Below are 19,134 nucleotides of genomic sequence, written 5' to 3'. Positions count from 1 at the left end.
TCAGTTCCCGGCCGCGTCGTAGCCGACGTGCTGGCTGAAGTGCTTGCCGTTGTAGTCCAGCGCGATGTCGAGGTCGAAGTCCTGCCCACCGGGAGCCTCCACAGTGGACTCACCGGTGGTGAGGTTGGTGTGGATGACGACCTCGTCGGCGTGCCCGGCGACCGGCGCCGGAGCCGGCGCGGGGACGGGAGCGGGGGCCGGGGCGGGCGCGGGGACGACCGCCGGTGTCGTCGTGCCGGGGTGGTCGACCGGGATCCAGCTGTTCGCCGGGTTCGCCGTGCCGCTGGAACCGCCGCCGGTGGCGAGCGCGGGCGGGGTGTAGTCGGTGAACGAAGGCTGCTGCGGGATCCCCCCGCCGCTCCCGCCCGCCACCGCCTGCTGCCCCGACGGGCTCGCCACCGGCGGCGGGGTCTGTGGCGCGGTCACCGGGGTGGTCCCGATCGACGGCGTCGTGGCGCCCGAGCTGCCGGAGGAGTGGTGGAAGAGCTTCTCGATCTCGCCGATGACCTGCGCGAGCGTGGTGACCTGCTGGGCGAGGTCGACCGCGCCCAGCGCCTTGAGCAGCGCGCCGATCGCGGTGATGAACGCCCGCAGCGACGCGCTCGTCGCGGTCGACAAAGCGACCGCGGCCCCGTAGGTCCACCAGTTCGACATCAGCGCGGCGACCGTCGGGTTCACCGCGGCGACCACCGCGCGGTAGGCCTCCTGCGCGGTCTTGATCAGCGTGCCGGAGACGCCGAGCAGCTCGGCGCCCTTCTGCACGACGTTGATGATCTTCGTGAGCTGGTCGAGGGAGTCGCTGACCTTCTTCAGCGCCGACTCGCTCGCCGCGCCCGACCAGATCTTCCCGAGCTGGTCGGCGGCCTTGGTGAGCTCGTTGTACATGCTGAGGAACTGCTCGGCCTTCTTGACCAGGTCCACCACGTGCTTCGCGATCTGCTCCGGCTGGCCGGTGACGATCTGCGGCAGGATGGTGATCGGCCCGCCCGAGGACGCGGTCGCGTCCATCGCGCTGGAGTTCGGGAAAGTCAGCATCGGACCTCACAGAGATTCAAGGAGCGGACGATCAGGCGACGACGGAGGCGGGCCGGTAGACGCTGACCTTCGCCGGCCCGCCGATGCGGGCGTCGAGCAGCCCGTGGTTGTAGAGGCGGCCGCCGTCGCCGGCGACGCCGATGACCGGCTGGCGGTCGGAGAACAGCAGCGGCTCCACCACCACGACGTCCCCGCTGTGCACCCCGCCGGGCACGTCGGAGAACGTGCGCGCGGTGCCGGCGTAGACCTCGATCAGCCCGACCCGCGCCTGGTTGTCGGCGTCGCCGGCGAGCCAGTCGTTGAAGTCGGCGACCCCGTGGAAGCGCGTGTCGGTGATCGGGTGGTCGCCGAGCCGGCCGAGCCGCGCGTCGCCGAGGTAGCGCAGCACGTTCCCGACCGACGACGGCTCGCCGTGGGCGCCCGCGCTGTCGTTGATGGCCAGGGTGGCCAGCTCGGACGCGTGCGGGCTGCCCCAGATCGACGACGCGGGCGGCGAAGAGCCGCCGTGGTGGCCGCCGCCGTAGCCGGCGGCCGCGGCCTGGTCCGCCGCCTGGTAAGCATCGGCGCTGGCCTTGACGAGCCCGTTGATCTGCTGCAGGAGCTGCAGGAGGGTGCGCACGGCGGTGATCTGGCTGGAGTGCAGGGCCGCGTTCGCGGCGGCGACCGTGCTGCCGAAGGTCGCGAACGACATCGGCTGCACGACGAGCCGTTCGAGGTCGGCCACGGCGTTGATGCCGTGGGCGATGATGCCCCCGACGTTGCCCACGGCGGAGCGCATCGCCTCGGGCTCAGCCCGGTACTCGCCGGCCATGGGTCTCCTTCCGGGGGGTGTGCTCGGCTGAGCGTAAGTTCGGCCCCGGAAGCGAGCGGACGGCAAAAGTACCCACCGCGGTGTGGCGGCGAGTGGCCAAAATACCGGTCAGACCGCCCCCGAACAGGAGCAGCCTGACCTGATGAGCCTGCCGTCCGACCGACCGAGCGAAATCGTGCTGCAGTCCCCGCCGATGCTCCCGAAGAGCTCCTCGGGCGGCATGGTGCAGCTGATGATGTTCCTGCCGATGATGCTGGGCATGGGCGCGATGTCGTTCGTCTACATCGGACGCGACGGCGGCGTGATGACGTGGGTGTTCGGTGCTCTTTTCCTCTGCGCCATGGGCGGCATGGTGGTGATGTCGCTGGGCCGCGGCGGGATGGCGAAGAAAGCGCAGATCAACGACGAACGCCGGGACTACCAGCGGTACCTGTCCGGGCTGCGCGCCCAGGTCCGCGACATCGCCGACGGCCAGCGCGCGGCCATGATCGCCGTCCAGCCGGACCCGGCCGACCTGTGGGCCTACGTCGAGACCGGGAAGCTGTGGGACCGCCGGCGCACCGAGCCGCAGTTCGCGCAGGTGCGCGCGGGCACCGGGCCGCAGCGGCTCGCAACGCCGCTGAAGGCGCCGCAGACCGTGCCGCTGGAGGACCTGGACCCGGTGTCGTCCACCAGCCTCAAGCACTTCATCCGCACCTATTCGACGGTCGACGGCCTGCCGGTGGCGTTGTCGCTGCGGTCGTTCGCCGCGGTCACCGTGGCCGGACGGCGGCCCGACGTGCTCGGCCTGGTGCGGGCGCTGCTGTGCCAGCTCGTCACCTTCCACTCCCCCGCCGACCTGCGGGTCGCGGTGTGCGTGTCGCCGGACCGGCAGCACGACTGGGAATGGGCGAAGTGGCTGCCGCACGCGACCGCGGCCGGCGCGACCGACGCCGTCGGCTCGCGGCGGCTGGCCGCCGACACCGCGGCCGGTCTCGTCGAGCTGCTCGGCGCCGACCTCGGCGAACGTCCCGCGTTCAGCCGTCGGGCGGCGGCCGAACTCGACCTGCCGCACCTGGTGGTCGTCGTCGACGGCGGCACCGCGCACGGCGAGCCCCGGCTGATCGGCGAGGACGGCCGGCTCGGGGTCACGGTGCTCGAGGTCGGGCAGGAGCACCCGCGGGCGGCCTCGACCGAGCGGCTGCTGAGCCTGCACACCGCGCCGGCGTCGCTCGGCATGGTCGTCGGCGACGGCGGCGAGCAGCGCCTCGGCTTCCTCGGCCGCCCGGACGTCCTCGACCGGGGCGCCGCGGAAGCCCTGGCTCGGATGCTGACGCCGTTGCACACGCCCGCGGCGGTCGTCGGCGAGAAGCCGATGTCCTCGACGTTCGGCCTGGCCGGGCTGCTCGGCATCGGCGACCCGCGCGACACCGACACCGCCGTCACCTGGGCCCCGCGCGCGGCGCGGGACCGGCTGCGGATCCCGCTGGGCGTCAACCCCGAGGGCCGGCCGGTCGAGCTGGACCTCAAGGAGTCGGCCGAGGGCGGGATGGGCCCGCACGGCCTGGTCATCGGCGCGACCGGGTCCGGCAAGAGCGAGCTGCTGCGGACGCTGGTGACGGCGCTGGCCGTGATGCACTCGTCGGAGACGCTCAACCTGGCGCTCATCGACTTCAAGGGCGGCGCGACCTTCGCCGGGATGACCGGGCTGCCGCACACCTGCGCCGTCATCACGAACCTGTCCGACGACCTGGCCCTGGTCGACCGGATGGCCGACGCGCTCAACGGCGAGCTGCTGCGGCGGCAGGAACTGCTGCACGCGGCCGGGAACTACGCGTCGGTGCGCGACTACGAGAAGGCCCGCGCCGACGGCGCGCCGCTGGACCCGCTGCCGTCGCTGCTGGTGATCATCGACGAGTTCAGCGAACTGCTGTCGGCGCGCCCGGAGTTCATCGACCTGTTCGTCGCGATCGGCCGGCTCGGCCGCTCGCTGGGCATCCACCTGCTGCTGGCGTCGCAGCGGCTGGAGGAGGGCCGGCTGCGCGGCCTGGACTCGCACCTGTCGTACCGGATCGGGCTGCGCACGTTCTCCGCCGCGGAAAGCCGGGCCGTGCTGGGCGTGGCCGACGCCTACCACCTGCCGCCGGTGCCGGGGTCGGCGTATCTGAAGGCCGACACCGAGACGCTGATCCGGCTCAAGGCGGCCTACGTCTCCGGCGAGCTGCCGCCGCGGAGCACGGTCGTGCGCGAGGACGGCCAGGAACTGGGCGTACTGCCGTTTTCCCTGGCCCCGGTGGAGATCCCGGTGACGACCGAGGTGTCGCCGGTGCCCTCGGCCGAGGGCACCGGCGAGACGATCATCGGCGCGATGCTGTCTCGCCTGGAGGGCCGCGGGCCGGCCGCGCACCAGATCTGGCTGCCGCCGCTGGCCGAACCGCCGACGCTGGACCAGCTGCTGCCGCCGCTGGGCGAGGACGCGGCGCGCGGCCTGTGCCCGCTCGGCTGGGGCGGCAACGGCAAGCTGACGATCCCGGTGGCACTGGTGGACAAGCCGTTCGAGCAGCGCCGCGACCTGCACTGGGCCGACTTCTCCGGCGCGGCCGGGCACGCGCTGATCGTCGGCGCGCCGCAGAGCGGCAAGTCGACGCTGATGAAGGACATCGCGGGCATGCTGGCGCTGACGCACACGCCGGCCGAGGTCCAGCTGTTCGTGCTGGACATGGGCGGTGGCGCGCTGGCGCCGATCGCCGGCCTGCCGCACGTGTCGGGGTACGCGACCCGCCGGGACGCGCAGCGCTGCCGCCGGGTCGTCGCCGAGCTGACGACGTTGCTGGAGCAGCGCGAGGAGTTCTTCGCCGCACAGGGCATCGAGTCGATGGCGGCGTTCCGCGCCCGCCGGTCCGAGTTCACCGAAAGCACGGACGACCGCGAGTTCGGCGACGTGTTCCTGTTCGTGGACAACTGGACCACGATCCGCCAGGAGTACGAGCAGCTGGAGGAGCAGATCACCGGCTTGGCGGCGCGTGGCCTCGGCTTCGGCATCCACGTGATCGTTTCGCTCAACCAGTGGATCGGCGTCCGCGCCCAGCTGCGCGACGCGATCGGCACGCGCTTCGAGCTCCGCCTGGGCGACCCGATGGATTCCTCGATCGACCGCAAGGTCGCGGCCAACGTCCCCCCGGACCGCCCGGGCCGCGGCATCACGGCGGAGAAGCTCCACTTCCTGGCGGCCCTGCCCCGCATCGACACCGACCAGCGCCCGGAGACGGTCGGCGCGGGCGGCGTCAACCTGGTCCGGCGGATTTCGGAGGCGTGGCACGGGCCACGCGCCCCGCAGGTCCGGCTGCTGCCGCCGGAGGTGCCCCTGGACGGATTGCCGCCCGCGCCTTCGCGCCAGGTCACGCTGGGCATCGCGGAATCGACGTTGCGCCCGGTGTACCTGGACTTCGCGGCGGACCCGCACTTCGTGGCCTTCGGCGACGTGGAGTCGGGGAAGTCGTCGCTGCTGCGCGCGATCGCCCGCGGCATCACGTCGGCGTACTCGCCGGAGGAAGCGGCGATCATCGTGGCGGACTACCGCCGCGGCCTGCTCGGCGCGGTCCCGGAGCCGCACCTGCTGGGCTACGCGGGCGCGGAGGGCCAGCTGACGGACCTGATCGCGGAGTGCGCGCAGGGAATGCGCAACCGCCTGCCGGGGCCGTCGGTGACGCCGGAGCAGCTGCGGAACCGGTCCTGGTGGCGCGGCCCGGAGCTGTTCGTCCTGGTGGACGACTACGAGCTGGTGGCCACGGTGGGCCGGAACCCGCTGCAGCCGCTGCTGGAGTTCCTGCCGCAGGCGCGGGACATCGGTCTGCACGTGATCATCGCCCGCGGTTCGGGCGGCGCGGGCCGGGCGTTGTTCGAGCCGGTGCTGCAGAGGTTGCGCGAGCTGGGCTCGCCGGGCTTGGTGATGTCGGGCGCGAAGGAGGAGGGGACGCTGCTGGGCGAGGTGAAGCCGGCACCGCAGCCGCCGGGCCGGGGAACGCTGGTCTCGCGGCGGCACGGGACGGGGCTGGTCCAGGTGGCGTGGACGAAACCGGTGGAGTCCTGAGCGGTGCGGGACAACCGGTCCCGGCCCCGCCTCGAAACCGTCGAAGGTGGCGGCCCTGCGCCACCGCCCGCCGGTTACCGACTTCGGTAGGTTCCGAAAATCCTTCACGGCTCATACGTTGGGCGGACCGTCCCGTTCGGGACGGATATCCGGATCACCTGGGCCGAAGGGCATTTTCATGCGAATGTCGAGGGCTGTAGCCGCGGTCGGAGCGGCCGCCGCGGCGCTGAGCCTGGTCTCAGCGGGGGTTGCGGACGCCCAGCAGGACATCATCGGCGGGAGCACCGTCTCCTCCGCGCCGTGGGGCGCCCAGATCTACTGGAACAACGTCACCACCTACGGCGGCTTCGAGTGCTCGGGGACGATCATCGCCCCGCAGTGGGTGCTCACCGCGCGGCACTGCCTGAACTCGCCGGGCATGCACGTCAAGGTCGGCAACGTGACGCTCCAGCAGGGCACCAACGCCGCCGTCGACCAGCAGAAGGCGTCCCCCAACGGGGACATCGCCCTGCTGCACCTGACGACGGCGGTCAGCACCACCTACATGAAGCTCGGCACGGGCAACCCGCCGACCGGCTCCACCAACCAGATCTACGGCTGGGGCCGCACGCAGGGCAGCAGCCCGCCCTCGAGCACCCTCAAGACCGCCAACGTCCGCGTCACGGGCCTCAGCTCGGACGCCTTCGGCGGCACGGCCATCGCCAGCCAGGGCGTCAACGGCTCGGCGTGGCACGGCGACTCGGGCGGCCCGCAGCTCTACAACGGCGCCCAGGTCGGCGTGTGCTCCACCGGGAACAACTCCGGTTCGAACCCGCAGGGCACGCAGAACTACGCGAGCATCGCGTCCAGCCGCAGCTGGATCCGCACCACCGCCGGCGTCTGATGGACGCGAGTATGCCGCGCGCGCGGCATACTCGCTCCATGAAGTTCCGCACGAACGTGCTGCTCGGCGGCAAGACCGCGACCGGGCTGCCGGTGCCGGCCGACGTCGTCGAGGCGCTCGGCGGCGGTAAGAAGCCCGCGGTCACCGTGACGCTGCGCGGGCACACCTACCGCACGACGGTCGCGAGCCGCGGCGGGCAGTTCCTGGTGCCGCTCAGCGCGGAGAACCGGGCGGCGGCCGGCGTCGCCGCCGGGGACGACGTCGAGGTCGGGATCGCCCTCGACACCGCCCCTCGCGAACTCGACGTCCCCGCCGATCTGGCGGAGGCGCTCGCCGCCGACGACACCGCGCGGGCCCGGTTCGAGAGCCTCTCCTACAGCGCGAAGCAGCGGTTCGTGCTGCCCATCGGCCAGGCGAAGACGGCGGAGACCCGGCGACGGCGGGTCGCCAAGGTGATCACCGACCTGCGCGCCAGGCTATGATCAGTCCACAATGGACGCCCGGAGCGCCGCCTTGTCCGGTTTCCCCGACGGCGCCACCGGAACCGCGCCCACGAAGCTGAACCGCGCCGGCACCGCCGCCTCGCCCAGCTCGGCCGCCACCGCCTTGCGCACCTCGGCCAGGTCCGGCTCGCGGCCGGGGGCCGGCACCAGGAACGCGTGCGCCGCCTCGCCGGTGCGCTCGTCGGGCACCGCCACGACGTACGCCTGGTCGACGTCCGGGCACGCGGCCATCGCCCGCTCGATCGGGCCGGTGTAGTGGATGACCGCGTTGACGATCACCACGTCCCGCGCGCGGCCGGACAGGTGCAGGTAGCCGTCGCCGTCCACGAACCCGAGGTCCTGCGTGCGCACCCAGCCGTCGCGCAGCACCTCGGCCGTGGCCGCCTCGTCGCGCCAGTAACCGGCGAACGCCGACGGCGTGCGCACCCAGATCTCGCCGTCCCGCTCCGCGATCTCCACCGTGTCGCAGGCTTTCCCGACCGAACCCCGGCCCTCGCCGGCACGGCAGATCGTCAGCATCCCCGTCTCGGTCTGGCCGTACGCGTGGTGCATCGCGGGCCCGATCCGCTCGGCCGCCTCGGCCAGCTTGTGCGGCGGCACCGGCGAGCCGGCCACGATCAACGTCCGCAACGCGCTCAGGTCGACGTCCGAGGTCCGCAGCACGTCCAGGAGCTGGTTCAGCCGCGGCACCGTCGTCAGCGCCGCCGTGATCCGCAACCCCGGCAGCACCTGCGCGAAGTCGGGATTCCCCTCCGGGACCACCGCCGTGCCGCCCGCGAGCAGGCACACGCCCAGCTGCTCGACCATCACCGCGCTGGCCAGCGTCCCGAACAGCAGGTACCGCCCGAACCCGGCGCCCAGCCGCTCGTGGGCCGAACCGGGCACCGGCGGCCGCCACACCCGGCCCTCGGTCAGCGCGCGGTAGCTGTAGGCCACGCCCTTGGGGACGCCGGTGCTGCCGCTGGTGAACACCACCGTCGCGACGTCGCCGGGCCGGCCCTGCGGCACCGGCTCGGCGTAGGCACCGAGCAGGTCCGCCATCCGCAGCACCGGGACCCCCGCGGCCACCGGCTCGCCGTCGGTGACCAGCACGGCGACGTCGCCGAGGATGTGGCGCAGCTGGGCTTCCGGCAGCCCGGGCCGCACCGCGACCGCGCGGCCGCCGAGCACGTGCACCGCGACCAGGGCCGCGAACCCCGCCGGCGTGACGCCGGTGGCGAGCCCGACGCCGTCGCCCGGGCCCAGCCCGGCCGCCCGCAGGCCCGCGGCGAGCCGGCCGATCAGGTCCCGCAGCTCACCGCGGGTGGTCACCCGCGAACCGTGCTCGAACGCGGGAACTCCCGGGGCGCGCTGCAGCTCGTCCAGCAAAGCCTGCGGGTGGACCATCTCGACCGCCTTTCGCCCGGGAGGTCCCGGTCTACCGGGCGGATCTCAGAATTTCGGCAGAAACGGTCTCCGGCCGGGGAACCGACCGCAGCGAAAGCGTCCCCGCGACGGCGACGGCCGCGACCAGGCCGGTGGCGGCGGCGAGCGTCCAGAAGTCCGGGTGCACGATCGACTGGCCGCGCTGGGCCTGCCAGGTGAGCAGCACGAGCAGGCCCGCGTAGCCCGCGCCCGCGGTCCGGACCAGCCGGCGGCGGACGACGTCGGATTCGAGCACCCGGTACCGGCGGGCCAGCAGGAGCAGCCCGAACGCGACCAGGGGCAGCGCCTGCAGGCCGTGGATGCCGACGAAGTGCGGGATCCGCATGTCCCCGCCGACCGTGCTCCAGCCGGTGACCGGCAGGCCGGGGCCGCCGTCCTCGAGGCCGACGGAATGCGCACCGAACGTCGAGAGCTCGCCGCCCGCGTCGAGGACCTGCTGCTGGGCGGGCGACGGCGTGAACATCATGGTGGCGACGTACATCCCGGCGACCGCCAGCGCCCCGCCCCAGCGCAGCGCCGAGTTCAGGGCGCAGTCGGGCAGGCGCTGGAACAGCAGCAGGACGACGACGGCGGCCGTCATCAGCCACGCCGTGTACGCGCCGCCGGCGACGAGGCTGTTGATCGCGACGTCGGCCGGGGTCGCCTGGTTGAAGTGCAGCGCGCGGCCGCGGACGATCGTCTGCCACACGAGCAGCCCGACGTCCATGCCGATGCCGAGAGCGAAGAACGTGCCGAACCACCAGCCGGTGCGCCGGGCGCGGTGCACGTGGGTCAGCAGCCACGCCAGCGTCAGCGCGTACAGGCCGATGGAAACCGAGAACTTGAACGGCTTGAGCCAGATCGCCGCGTTGACCAGCGTGCGATCATCGAGCAGCAGCCCGAGCAGCGAGACCGCGCACAGCACCCCCATCGCCCCGGCGAGCACCACCAGCGGGCGGTGCCACGCGCGGACCGTGACCAGCGGATTTCCCTTGTCTGCCATGCCACCAAGCCTGGCGGGCGGGTCGCAGGGGGTCACTGGAGCGCGCCACCGTCCCGGGGTATGGCGGGCCCTACCGCCGGGGGTGTGGGTAATAGTGCCGTCAGTGCGACCGGCAGTTGTGCCGTTTGACCACACAGGCCTCTTTTCTAGCGTGACTTTCACACCGCGCGGACCACCGCGCCCGGGGAATTCGCTTCAGGAAGGAGGTGGCCCGTCGATGTCCAGTCCGGGATTCCAGGCAGATTCCGCTGCCATGACGCGCGCCGTCCAGGGTTTCGAGGAAACCGCGACGAACGCCAAGTCCACGATGGCCAGCTTGGAGTCCGAGCTGACCGAGGCCCTGCGCAACTACAAGGGTGACCAGGCCGTGGCCTTCTGGGACCTCCAGCGGCGGCTGCAGGAGAAGATGACGGCGGCGGTGAAGGAGCTCGACACGATGTCCCAGCTCGTGCACACCAGCCACGCGAACTACGGCCGCGGCGACGCCGACGTCCACCAGAGCTTCCAGGGGGTCGGCAACACCCTCGAGGGCTCGGGCGTGCTCCCCCGCCTCAACCCCTGACCCGAGAGGACGCCCACCATGGCCGACGTCGTCGAGATCAACTTCGCCGCGCTGCAGCACAGCTCGGCTTCCCTGGCCGCCAAGGCCAAGGCGCTCACCTCGCAGCTGGAGCAGCTGCACCAGAACCTGCAGCCGATCACCGCGACCTGGTACGCCTCCGGCAGCTCCGCCGGTGACGCCGCCCGCCAGGCCGAGACGCGCCTGCGCCAGGCCACCGCGGACATCGTCGCGATCATCGCGCAGTTCGGCGGCAAGGTCGGCGAGGCGCACGACCTCCAGCAGTCGCTGGAGAACCGCAACCAGGGGCTGTTCGCGGGCTGATCCGCGCCAAGACGTCGGTCGGCCGGTGCGGGAAACCCCCCGCTCGCACCGGCCGACCGGCTTTCCGTACCGCGACCAGAGAGCCGGGACCCGATGCACGACCAGTCGTACTACGTCCACCTGGAATCGCTGAAGGACTTCGTGCGGGAGCTGGAGACCCAGATCCACGCGATGTCGAAACCGAACGACTTCCTGCTCACCCTGGGCGAAGAGCCGCTGTTGTTCGGCGAGTTCGGCGAGGCCGGGTCGCTGGCCGACGCCCACCGCGCCGCCGTCTCGGAGATGCAGGGCCTGCTCGACCAGGTCCGCAGCGCGATCGGGTTCGCCCAGGACGTCACCACCACGGTCGCCGACGGTTACGCGAGCGCCGACCAGTCGGTGGCCGGGGACCTGCACGCTTCGGGCGCCGTGACCGGCCTGCTCGACCCGCTGCTCGGCCTGCTGGGCGCCGGGGACTCGGACGGGAGCCGCAAGGGATGACGAAGAACACCGCGCACACGAACTTCGCCGCGTACAGCCACCAGCAGCTCTACGCGATGCTGCAGGCCGGCGACCCGAACAGCGCGCGGCACGCCGCCGACAAGTGGAAGTCCGCCTCGCTGCACCTGCACGAGCAGGCCCACAACCTGAACTCGGAGCTGACCGAGTTCAAGGACCAGTGGACCGGTGGCGCGGCCGAGCAGTACCAGCACATGATCATCGACCTCGCGAACGGCATCTCCAAGGTGGCGCAGACCGCGGAGGCGATGAACGTGATGCTCGGCGACGCCGCCGACGCGCTGGTGAAGGCCAAGAAGGAGATGCCGCCGCCGGTTTCGGTGCCGGACGTCGCCCCCGCCGACGTCGCGCTCGCGGTGAACCCGCCGCTGCTGCCGCCGGACGCCTCCCCCGCCGTCGTGCAGGCCGCGGCGCAGCAGCGCCAGCAGGCCATCGCGAACGTCGAAGCCCAGCAGGCCGCCGCGAACGCCGCCGGGTCGGCGCACGGCGAGGCCATCGTCGTGATGACCCAGCTGGCCGGCGAGTACACCGTCGCCGAGGAGTCGATCCCGGCGTCGCCGAACGCCGTCCAGACGCCCACGACGCCGCCGGCCGGCGGCGGTGCGGGCAGCGGCGGCGGAGCACCGGGCCTGGTCGGCAACGGCATGAACGGGCCCGGCGTCATCGTCACGCCGACGGACGGGCACCCGCTGCCCGGGGCCGGCGGCACCCAGCCGGGGACGACCGTGCCGACGTCGAACCCGCTGTTCGGCGACATGTTCACCGCCGGGCTCGCCGCGGCTTCGGCCGCCGCGTTCGGCCGGTTCGGCTCGATCATGCCGAAGGTGCCGTCGTGGGCCACCGGCAAGGATCCCAAGGACAAGAAGGACGAACCGGCCGGCACGAAGCTCGGCGGGGGCGGCGCCGGCGTCGAAGGCGGCACCGGCGGCGGCATCCCGATCGGCGGCGGTGACGCGCCTTCGCTCGGCGGCGGCGGGGTTTCGGTCGGCGGCGGCGGGCTCTCCGGGCCCGGCGAGGTGCCGGCGGCGCACTCCGGCCTGGCCGGCGACGGCGGGGCGGGCAACGCGCTGAGCGGGCTCGCCGGTGGCGCGGCCGGGGCCGCGGCCGCGTCGGCGGCCAAGGGCGCGATGCCGATGATGCCCATGATGCCGATGGGCATGGGCGGCGGCGGGGACATGGGCTCCGGGCGGCGGATCCCGGCGTGGCTGGTCGAGACGGAGAACGTCTGGGGCCAGTCGGCGCCGGTCGCGCCGCCGGTCATCGGCGAAGACGGCTCCTGATGACGGCGGCGGGCTATCGCGTGGCCCCGGCGCGCCTCGACGCGGAGGCCGGCGAGTCCGGTTCCCGCGCCGAGGCACTGGCGGCGGCGCAGTCGGCGGTGGCGGGCGAGAAGCTGCCCGCCACCGCGTTCGGCCAGTTGAGCGAGTCCGCCGCCGCGGCCAAGACGTTCGAGAAGACCATGACGGAGCTGGGCGGGAAGCTCGGCTCGCACGTCTCCCGGCTGCGGACCATCCAAAGTGGACTGACCGCGTCGGCCGCGGGGTACCGGCGGGCGGACGCGCAGGTCGCGGCGATGTACCGGGCGCTGCTGCCCGAGGACCCGTTGCCGCGGGCGGGAAATCCCGCCGGGATCGGCGGCGCGGCCGACACCGGAGCGTGGGCGCACGCGATCGCGGGCAACCGCGTCAAGGTCGCCGAAGCGCTGACGGCCGAGCGGGCGCGGCTGGCCGCGTCGGCCGATCCGGGCGAAATCGCGCGGTCGCAGGCGCGGATCAAGCTGTACGAGGACATCCTCGCGAACGACCGGCAGATCCTGCGGTTCGATCCCTCGGGCAACGGGCGGATCGCCGAGCTGGTCGGGCACATCGAGCCGGGGACGCGCAACGTCGGGCTGTTCGTGCCCGGCGTCAACACGCAGCTGTCGAACTTCGACGCCTACGCCGGTCTCGGGCGCAGCCTGGTGGCCGCGGACCCGGCCGGGCGCACCGCGGTCGTCGTCTGGGCCGACGGGGTGTTCCCGCAGGGCCCGGTGGCGCAGGGGCCGGACGCGGGCTACGCGCAGGCGATGGCGCCGGAGCTCAAGCACTTCGCCGACGACCTGCGCGGCGAAATCGCGGGCCACGCCGGCTCCGGCGTCACGCTCACCGCGATCGGGCACAGCTACGGCGGCGCGACGGTCGGGCTGGCCGAGGCGCACGGCCTCGACGTCGACCGCGTCCTGCACGTCGAGTCGGCCGGGATGGGCCACGGCGTGTGGTCGCCGGCCGACCTGCCGCCGAGCCAGGCGGGCGTCCAGCGGTACTCGATGACGGCCCCGCTCGACCCGATCGTGCTCGCCCAGGGCAACGCATGGGGCCTGGAGTGGACCGGCATCGGCCACGGCGCGGACCCGGACGTCTTCCCCGGCGTCACCGAGCTGGCGACGGGCCACGACGCGGCCGGTTCGGCGCTGTGGGGCGTGTCGTCGCACAATGACGTGCTGAAGCCGGGTTCGGATTCGTGGACGAACATGTACCGCGTGCTCACCGGCGACGGGAGCGTGCTGCGGTGACCCCGGAACTGACCCGCCTGGCGGGCGAGCTGACCTCGGTGATCGACGACGTCGCGGCGGCCTTCGGCGGCCCGGCGGACCGGACCCTCGACGGTGAGCTGGACTGCGACCCGACCCAACCGGGGCACCTGCTGTGCTGGCAGTACGGCGTCCGCCTCGCGGACCCGGCGTCCCCGGAAACCAGCCTGGCGTCGCTCGTCCCGGCCCTGCGCCGCGACGGCTGGGAGGCCCAGGACCGCAGCACGTCCCGCGAGCACATCACCCGCTTCTCCCGCGACGGCGCGGACTTCACGATCCACGTCACCCGAGCCGGCCACGCGGTGGCGATCATCGGCTCGACCCGCCCCGTCCCCGCCTGATACCCCTCCACTCACGCGTGATGCCTCCCCAGTCACGCGAGATCCCCCGCCAATCACGCGAGTCCCGTCCCCAATCACGCGAGTCCCGTCCCCAATCACGCGAGTCCCGGCCCGGATCACGCCAACCGACCGTCTAGGTACGCGAGTCGACCCTCCGGGTACGCAAGTTCGCCGTTCCGGTACACCGAACTCGCGTGATCAGAGCCGGAACTCGCGTGATTGAAGCCGGAACTCATGTGCTGGAACGGGCATCTCGCGTGTCTGGAGGGTCGGGTCGCGTACCGGGGGGGCGGTTACGGGGTGAAGCGGGAGGGGCGCCAGCCCCGGCGGCGGGCCCGGCGGACGGCCGCGACCGTCACGCCGGCGGCCGCGGCCAAGGCGACCCCGGCCAGCGCGATCGTGGCCGCCGCGACGTCCGGGCGGTGGGGTGCGGGGGCCGCGGCCGGGACCACGGTGGGGGCCGAGGCCGGTCCGGGAGCCGCGCCGGGCGGTGCGATGTCGGCCGGCAGCGTCGAGGACACCGCCGCGTACGCGTCCAGGACTCCCCAGCCCAGCCGGGGGTCGTGGCTGCCCGACGGCGGGCGGTGGGCCGTCAGCGTCAGCCGCGTGACGACCTGGTCGCCGGTGAGCGCCGGGTGGTACGCCCGCACCAACGCCGCCACGCCGGCCACGTACGCCGCCGCGAGGCCGGGGTCGGTCACCGGCCAGCGGTGCGCGACCGCGCCGCCCGCCCCGGCCGACGTGCTCACCAGGTCCGCGCCCGGCGCCGCCACGCCGACGTGGTCCCCCGCCTCCGTCTGCACCGGCTCGCCCGCCGGGTTCACCGAGCCGACGGCCAGGACCCCGGACGTCGCCGTCGGGTACGTCCGCGCGCCCTGCTGGGTCGCCGACGCCGCCGAAACAACCACCGCCCCTGCCGAACGCGCCCGCGAAACCGCCGCCGACAACGCCGGGCTGTCGGCCACTGCGGGCACCGCGATCAGGATCACGCCGGCCTTGCGGTCCACGGCCGTGTCGATCGCCCCGGCCAGCGCGCCGGGGTCGCCGCCGTCGGATGCCGTGTAGCGCAACGGGAGCAGCCGCGCGCCGGGCGCGATGCCGGCGAACGTCGTCGACGGATCCGGTTGCGCGCCGACGATCCCGGCCGCGATCGTGCCGCGGCCGTCGCAGTCGGTGCGCTCGGTGCCCGCGCCGCCTTCGAGCTGACCGGGCGCGAACTGCGCGTTCTGCCCGTCGACGCCGGTGCCGACCACGGCCACCAGCTGACCGTCGCCGCGGGTCAGCGGCCACAGCCGCGCCGGGTCGACCAGGCGCTGGCCCCACGGCACTTCACCGGTGTACGTGCCGGACGGGTTCGCGCACCCCTCGGCCGAGGCCGCCGGCGCGCCGGACACACCGGAAACGACCGAAGCGGCCACCAGGCCGGCCACCGCGAGCACCGCCGGTATCCGCACCCCAACCCCCGAACGAAAGACGGTGGCGGACAAGGATTCCGCCACCGCCAGTCTAGCCCGGAACACTCCTTCAGCGAAGGTCCATCCCGAGGTCCAGCGCGGGCGACGAATGGGTCAGCCCGCCCACCGACAGGTAGTCCACACCGGACCGGGCGTACGCCTTACCACGGCCGAGCGTGAGGCCACCAGAGGATTCCAGCCGCGTCTTCGGCGAGACTTCGTCGCGGCGCGCCACCGCCCGCCGGCATTCCTCGGGCGTGAAGTTGTCCAGCAGCACCTCGTCCGCCCCGGCGGACAGGGCCTCTTCGAGCTGGTCCAGCGTGTCGACCTCGACCTCGCAGGCCAGTTCCGGCGCGTGCGCCCGGGCGGCGGCCAGCGCCGCGGTCACCGAACCCGCGGCGACGACGTGGTTGTCCTTGATCAGCACCGCGTCGCCGAGGCCCAGCCGGTGGTTGACCCCGCCGCCGCAGCGCACGGCGTACTTCTGCAGCAGCCGCAGCCCCGGCAACGTCTTGCGGGAGTCCCGGATGGCGCAGCCGGTACCGTCTACTTCGGACACCCAGGCGGCGGTCGCGGTGGCGACGCCGGAGAGGTGGCAGAGCAGGTTCAGCGCGGTGCGCTCGGCGGTGAGCAGCCCGCGCACCGGGCCGGCCAGCACCAGCGCGGGCTCGCCCGCGACGAGCCGGGCGCCGTCCTCGCGCCGGGCCAGCACTTCGTAGCCGTCGCCCAGCACCATGTCGAACACCGCCAGCGCCGCCGGCAGCCCGGCGATCACGCCGTCGACGCGCGGGGTCAGCTCCGCGACCGCGACGGCGGATTCGGGCACCGTCGACGCCGTCGTCGCGTCCGGGCCGTACCGCAGGTCCTCGCCCAGCGCCGTGGAAACCACGCGCTCGACGTCTTCGACGTCCAGCCCGGCCGCGGCGATCAGCTCGCGGACCGGTGCGGAGATGGGGAACGTCATGCCGCGCCCTCCAGGGGGATCGGGTCGGCCAGCACCGGCTGGCCGGACGGGCTGAGCCGGATGAGCTGGCTGCGCCGCCAGCCCTCGTCGGGCCCCGGGAAGTCGGACCGCACGTGGCAGCCGCGCGACTCGGTGCGCCGCACGGCCGCCGCGAGCAACGCCTGCGCGACCACGGTGAGCGCCGCGTCCTCGACGCCGGCGTGCGTCCACAACGGAGTGTCCGAAAGCGACAGATCGAGCACCGACCCGGCGGCCGCGAGGCCGTCGGCGTCCCGGCCGATGGCCGCGTAGCGGCTCATCACCCGCTGCAGGGAGTCGCGCTCCGCCGCCGGCGCGGTGGTCCGCGACGGCAGCCGCCCGCGCGCCGGGTCGGCCAGCAGCCCGGCCGCGAGGTCCGCCGCGACGGCCTCCGCGACGCGCTGTCCGACGACCAGTCCTTCGAGCAGGCTGTTGGAGGCCAGCCGGTTGGCGCCGTGCAGCCCGGTCCGCGCGACCTCGCCGGCCGCGTAGAGGCCGGGCACCGACGACCGTCCGTCCACAGTGGTCACCACGCCGCCGCACGAGAAGTGCGCCGCCGGGGTCACCGGGATCGGGTCCACGGCGGGGTCGAGCCCCAGCGCCGCGCAGGCCGCGAACACCGTCGGGAACCGCCGCGCGAAGCCCGCGACCGAAGTCGCGTCGAGGAAAACGTGGTCGCCGACGCCGCCGGGCGCGGTCGCCATCCGCCGCGTGATCGCCGCCGAGACGACGTCGCGCGGCGCCAGGTCGCCGAGGGGGTGCACGCCCCGCATCACCGGCAGGCCGACGCCGTCGACCAGGGTGGCCCCCTCGCCGCGCACCGCTTCGGTGACCAGCGGGCAGCGGCCGCGCGCGCCCGGGGTGTAGAGGACGGTCGGGTGGAACTGCACGAACTCGACGTCCGCCACGGCCGCGCCGGCCCGCAGCGCGAGGGCGAGCCCGTCGCCGGTGGCGATCTCCGGGTTCGACGTCGCCTGGTAGAGCTGACCGAGACCGCCGCTGGCCACCAGCACGGCCGACGCGCGGACGGCGCCGGGCACGCCGTGGCGGTCGAGCACCGTGACGCCGGCGACCCGGCCGCCGGGGGTGAGGAGCGCGTCGACGGCGATGTGGTGCTCCAGCACCGGCACGCCCGTCTGCCCGGCCTGCGCGACCAAGGCGCGTTCGACCTCGGCGCCGGTCGCGTCGCCGCCCGCGTGGATCACGCGGAACGCGCTGTGCCCGCCCTCGCGGCCCAGCGCGAGCACCCCGGACGCCGCGACGTCGAACTTCGCGCCGTCCGCCCGCAGCCGGGCGACCGCGGCCGGGCCGCCGTCGACGATCGAGCGCACGGCCGCCTCGTCGCACAGGCCGGCGCCCGCGGTGAGGGTGTCCTCCGCGTGCTTGGCGACCGAGTCGTCGAGGTCGTGCTCGTTTTCCAGCACCACGGCGACGCCGCCCTGGGCCCAGCGCGTGTTGCCGTCCGCGACGGCGGCCTTGGTGACCACCAGGACGTGCAGCCCGAGCGCCTGGGCCCGCAGCGCGGCGGTCAGCCCCGCGACGCCGCTGCCGATCACGACCAGGTCGGCACGAGCTTCCCAGACCGGGGTTTTCGCCTGTGGGTCATTAACCGGCGTGGTCATTCGCCGCCGCCGGGCTGCCCGATTTCGATCATCCGCTGCACCGAAGCCCGCGCCTTCGACGCCGTTTTGACGTCGACGTGCACCTCGTCGAGGCCGTCACGCAGGCAGCGCAGCAGGGCCGCGGGCGTGATCATCTTCATGTACCGGCAGGACGCGCGGTCGTTCACCGCGCGGAAGTCGATGTCCGGCGCGGCCTTGCGCAGCTGGTGGATCATGCCGATCTCGGTGGCCACCAGCACGGTCTTGGCCTTCGTGTCGCGGGCCTCGTGGACCATGTCGCCGGTCGAGAGGATCTTGACCCGCTCCGGCGCCACCGCCCCCTCGCCGGCCAGGTAGAGCGCCGACGTCGCGCACCCGCACTCGGGGTGGATGAACAGGTCGGCGCTCGGCTCCTCGGCCGCGCGCTCGGCCAGCTCCGCGCCGTTGATCCCGGCGTGGACGTGGCACTCCCCGGCCCAGATGTGCATCTTCTCCCGGCCGGTCACGCGCTTGACGTGCGCGCCGAGGAACTGGTCCGGCAGGAAGAGAACCTCCTGGTCAGCGGGGATGCCGGCGACCACGTCGACCGCGTTCGACGACGTGCAGCAGATGTCGGTTTCGGCCTTCACCTCGGCCGTGGTGTTGACGTAGGAGACGACCACCGCGCCCGGGTGCTCGGCCTTCCAGGCCCGCAGCTGGTCGCCGGTGATGGAGTCGGCCAGCGAGCAGCCGGCCCGCGCGTCCGGGATCAGGACCGTCTTCTCCGGCGCGAGGATCTTCGCGGTCTCGGCCATGAAGTGGACGCCGCAGAAGACGATGGTGGACGCGTCGCTGCTCGCCGCGATGCGGCTCAGCGCCAGCGAGTCGCCGGTGTGGTCGGCGATGTCCTGGATCTCCGGGAGCTGGTAGTTGTGCGCGAGCAGGACCGCGTCCCGCTGCTTCGCCAGGCGCCGCACCTCCTCCGCCCAGGCCGCGTTCGCCTCGACCCCGCCGAACGGGGTGAGACCTTCCGGAACCAACGTGGTGGTCATCGGGCCCTCCTGGACCTGTTTCCGGTTTTCGCCTTACAATCGAAAACCGTGCGAAGTCATCTTAACA

General features: G+C 73.5%; 17 protein-coding genes. 9 read left to right on the top strand and 8 right to left on the bottom strand.

All coding sequences use genetic code 11. From position 1 onward, the window contains the following. Together C2L59_RS22265 and C2L59_RS22260 are read right to left on the bottom strand one after the other, a co-directional pair. Positions 1-1,035 (bottom strand): WXG100 family type VII secretion target, encoded by a 1,035-nt coding sequence (locus C2L59_RS22265; protein ID WP_103351447.1) that lies wholly within the window; start codon positions 1,033-1,035, stop codon positions 1-3. A gap of 31 nt (positions 1,036-1,066) precedes the next feature. Beyond that, positions 1,067-1,846, bottom strand: a complete 780-nt coding sequence (locus C2L59_RS22260) for a hypothetical protein (RefSeq protein WP_103351446.1) — start codon at positions 1,844-1,846, stop codon at positions 1,067-1,069. A gap of 142 nt (positions 1,847-1,988) precedes the next feature. On the opposite strand from C2L59_RS22260, the gene eccCa reads away from it, so the two are divergent. The 3 genes from eccCa to C2L59_RS22245 all read left to right on the top strand — a co-directional run bounded on the left by eccCa (position 1,989) and on the right by C2L59_RS22245 (position 7,280). Then, positions 1,989-5,915, top strand: coding sequence for a type VII secretion protein EccCa (eccCa, locus tag C2L59_RS22255; RefSeq protein WP_103351445.1), 3,927 nt, complete (start codon positions 1,989-1,991; stop codon positions 5,913-5,915). A gap of 178 nt (positions 5,916-6,093) precedes the next feature. Further along, on the top strand, positions 6,094-6,798 hold the full coding sequence (locus C2L59_RS22250) for a trypsin-like serine protease (RefSeq protein WP_370444763.1): 705 nt from the start codon (positions 6,094-6,096) through the stop codon (positions 6,796-6,798). Between the two features lie 38 nt (positions 6,799-6,836). Continuing rightward, a complete protein-coding gene (locus tag C2L59_RS22245; protein ID WP_103351443.1) occupies positions 6,837-7,280 on the top strand; it encodes a YdeI/OmpD-associated family protein in 444 nt (147 codons plus the stop codon). Here the strand turns inward: C2L59_RS22245 and C2L59_RS22240 are convergent, their stop codons facing one another. Together C2L59_RS22240 and C2L59_RS22235 are read right to left on the bottom strand one after the other, a co-directional pair. Next, positions 7,281-8,687 carry a class I adenylate-forming enzyme family protein gene (locus C2L59_RS22240; RefSeq protein ID WP_103351442.1) on the bottom strand — a complete coding sequence of 469 codons (1,407 nt, stop codon included), beginning with the start codon at positions 8,685-8,687 and terminating at the stop codon, positions 7,281-7,283. 31 nt (positions 8,688-8,718) lie between these two features. Next, positions 8,719-9,708, bottom strand: a complete 990-nt coding sequence (locus tag C2L59_RS22235) for a hypothetical protein (protein ID WP_103351441.1) — start codon at positions 9,706-9,708, stop codon at positions 8,719-8,721. Between the two features lie 217 nt (positions 9,709-9,925). Here C2L59_RS22235 and C2L59_RS22230 point away from each other — a divergent pair, with 217 nt between their 5' ends. The 6 genes from C2L59_RS22230 (at position 9,926) to C2L59_RS22205 (ending at position 13,999) form a co-directional block, all read left to right on the top strand. Continuing rightward, entirely contained in the window at positions 9,926-10,270 is a 345-nt protein-coding gene (locus C2L59_RS22230) for a WXG100 family type VII secretion target (RefSeq protein ID WP_143264192.1), read from the top strand. 18 nt (positions 10,271-10,288) lie between these two features. Then, the gene (locus C2L59_RS22225; RefSeq protein WP_003057455.1) at positions 10,289-10,591 is read left to right on the top strand and encodes a hypothetical protein; all 303 of its coding nucleotides are present in this window, start codon (positions 10,289-10,291) and stop codon (positions 10,589-10,591) included. 93 nt (positions 10,592-10,684) lie between these two features. Beyond that, complete coding sequence (locus tag C2L59_RS22220) at positions 10,685-11,071, top strand: hypothetical protein (protein ID WP_103351440.1); 387 nt, start codon at positions 10,685-10,687, stop codon at positions 11,069-11,071. Continuing rightward, positions 11,068-12,369 carry a WXG100 family type VII secretion target gene (locus C2L59_RS22215; protein WP_103351439.1) on the top strand — a complete coding sequence of 434 codons (1,302 nt, stop codon included), beginning with the start codon at positions 11,068-11,070 and terminating at the stop codon, positions 12,367-12,369. The genes C2L59_RS22220 and C2L59_RS22215 overlap by 4 nt, the downstream gene beginning before the upstream one ends. Continuing rightward, positions 12,369-13,640, top strand: a complete 1,272-nt coding sequence (locus tag C2L59_RS22210) for an alpha/beta hydrolase (protein WP_103351438.1) — start codon at positions 12,369-12,371, stop codon at positions 13,638-13,640. Before C2L59_RS22215 ends, C2L59_RS22210 begins: the two co-directional genes overlap by 1 nt. Beyond that, positions 13,637-13,999, top strand: coding sequence for a hypothetical protein (locus tag C2L59_RS22205; RefSeq protein WP_103351437.1), 363 nt, complete (start codon positions 13,637-13,639; stop codon positions 13,997-13,999). The genes C2L59_RS22210 and C2L59_RS22205 overlap by 4 nt, the downstream gene beginning before the upstream one ends. 293 nt (positions 14,000-14,292) lie before the next feature. Here the strand turns inward: C2L59_RS22205 and C2L59_RS22200 are convergent, their stop codons facing one another. The 4 genes from C2L59_RS22200 to nadA form a co-directional block, all read right to left on the bottom strand. Continuing rightward, positions 14,293-15,438, bottom strand: coding sequence for a S8 family serine peptidase (locus C2L59_RS22200; protein ID WP_103351436.1), 1,146 nt, complete (start codon positions 15,436-15,438; stop codon positions 14,293-14,295). 85 nt (positions 15,439-15,523) lie between these two features. Continuing rightward, a complete protein-coding gene (gene nadC, locus C2L59_RS22195) occupies positions 15,524-16,417 on the bottom strand; it encodes a carboxylating nicotinate-nucleotide diphosphorylase (RefSeq protein ID WP_103351435.1) in 894 nt (297 codons plus the stop codon). Further along, entirely contained in the window at positions 16,414-18,057 is a 1,644-nt protein-coding gene (locus C2L59_RS22190; RefSeq protein ID WP_103351434.1) for an L-aspartate oxidase, read from the bottom strand. The genes nadC and C2L59_RS22190 overlap by 4 nt, the downstream gene beginning before the upstream one ends. Next, positions 18,054-19,067, bottom strand: coding sequence for a quinolinate synthase NadA (nadA, locus tag C2L59_RS22185; RefSeq protein WP_103351433.1), 1,014 nt, complete (start codon positions 19,065-19,067; stop codon positions 18,054-18,056). The genes C2L59_RS22190 and nadA overlap by 4 nt, the downstream gene beginning before the upstream one ends. Between the last annotated feature and the right edge of the window lie 67 nt (positions 19,068-19,134).

This window comes from Amycolatopsis sp. CA-128772 (assembly GCF_002904295.1).
GTDB lineage: Bacteria > Actinomycetota > Actinomycetes > Mycobacteriales > Pseudonocardiaceae > Amycolatopsis.
This window is presented reverse-complemented; position numbering and strand designations above follow the sequence as displayed.

Excerpts from the sequence above, each read along its gene's own strand:
- C2L59_RS22245 (WP_103351443.1), top strand. The coding sequence starts at position 6,837 with ATGAAGTTCCGCACGAACGTGCTGCTCGGCGGCAAGACCGCGACCGGG.
- C2L59_RS22230 (WP_143264192.1), top strand. The coding sequence starts at position 9,926 with ATGTCCAGTCCGGGATTCCAGGCAGATTCCGCTGCCATGACGCGCGCC.
- C2L59_RS22250 (WP_370444763.1), top strand. The coding sequence starts at position 6,094 with ATGCGAATGTCGAGGGCTGTAGCCGCGGTCGGAGCGGCCGCCGCGGCG.
- nadA (WP_103351433.1), bottom strand. The coding sequence starts at position 19,067 with ATGACCACCACGTTGGTTCCGGAAGGTCTCACCCCGTTCGGCGGGGTC.
- C2L59_RS22220 (WP_103351440.1), top strand. The coding sequence starts at position 10,685 with ATGCACGACCAGTCGTACTACGTCCACCTGGAATCGCTGAAGGACTTC.
- C2L59_RS22260 (WP_103351446.1), bottom strand. The coding sequence starts at position 1,846 with ATGGCCGGCGAGTACCGGGCTGAGCCCGAGGCGATGCGCTCCGCCGTG.
- nadC (WP_103351435.1), bottom strand. The coding sequence starts at position 16,417 with ATGACGTTCCCCATCTCCGCACCGGTCCGCGAGCTGATCGCCGCGGCC.
- C2L59_RS22265 (WP_103351447.1), bottom strand. The coding sequence starts at position 1,035 with ATGCTGACTTTCCCGAACTCCAGCGCGATGGACGCGACCGCGTCCTCG.
- C2L59_RS22240 (WP_103351442.1), bottom strand. The coding sequence starts at position 8,687 with ATGGTCCACCCGCAGGCTTTGCTGGACGAGCTGCAGCGCGCCCCGGGA.
- C2L59_RS22225 (WP_003057455.1), top strand. The coding sequence starts at position 10,289 with ATGGCCGACGTCGTCGAGATCAACTTCGCCGCGCTGCAGCACAGCTCG.
- C2L59_RS22215 (WP_103351439.1), top strand. The coding sequence starts at position 11,068 with ATGACGAAGAACACCGCGCACACGAACTTCGCCGCGTACAGCCACCAG.
- C2L59_RS22210 (WP_103351438.1), top strand. The coding sequence starts at position 12,369 with ATGACGGCGGCGGGCTATCGCGTGGCCCCGGCGCGCCTCGACGCGGAG.
- eccCa (WP_103351445.1), top strand. The coding sequence starts at position 1,989 with ATGAGCCTGCCGTCCGACCGACCGAGCGAAATCGTGCTGCAGTCCCCG.
- C2L59_RS22235 (WP_103351441.1), bottom strand. The coding sequence starts at position 9,708 with ATGGCAGACAAGGGAAATCCGCTGGTCACGGTCCGCGCGTGGCACCGC.
- C2L59_RS22190 (WP_103351434.1), bottom strand. The coding sequence starts at position 18,057 with ATGACCACGCCGGTTAATGACCCACAGGCGAAAACCCCGGTCTGGGAA.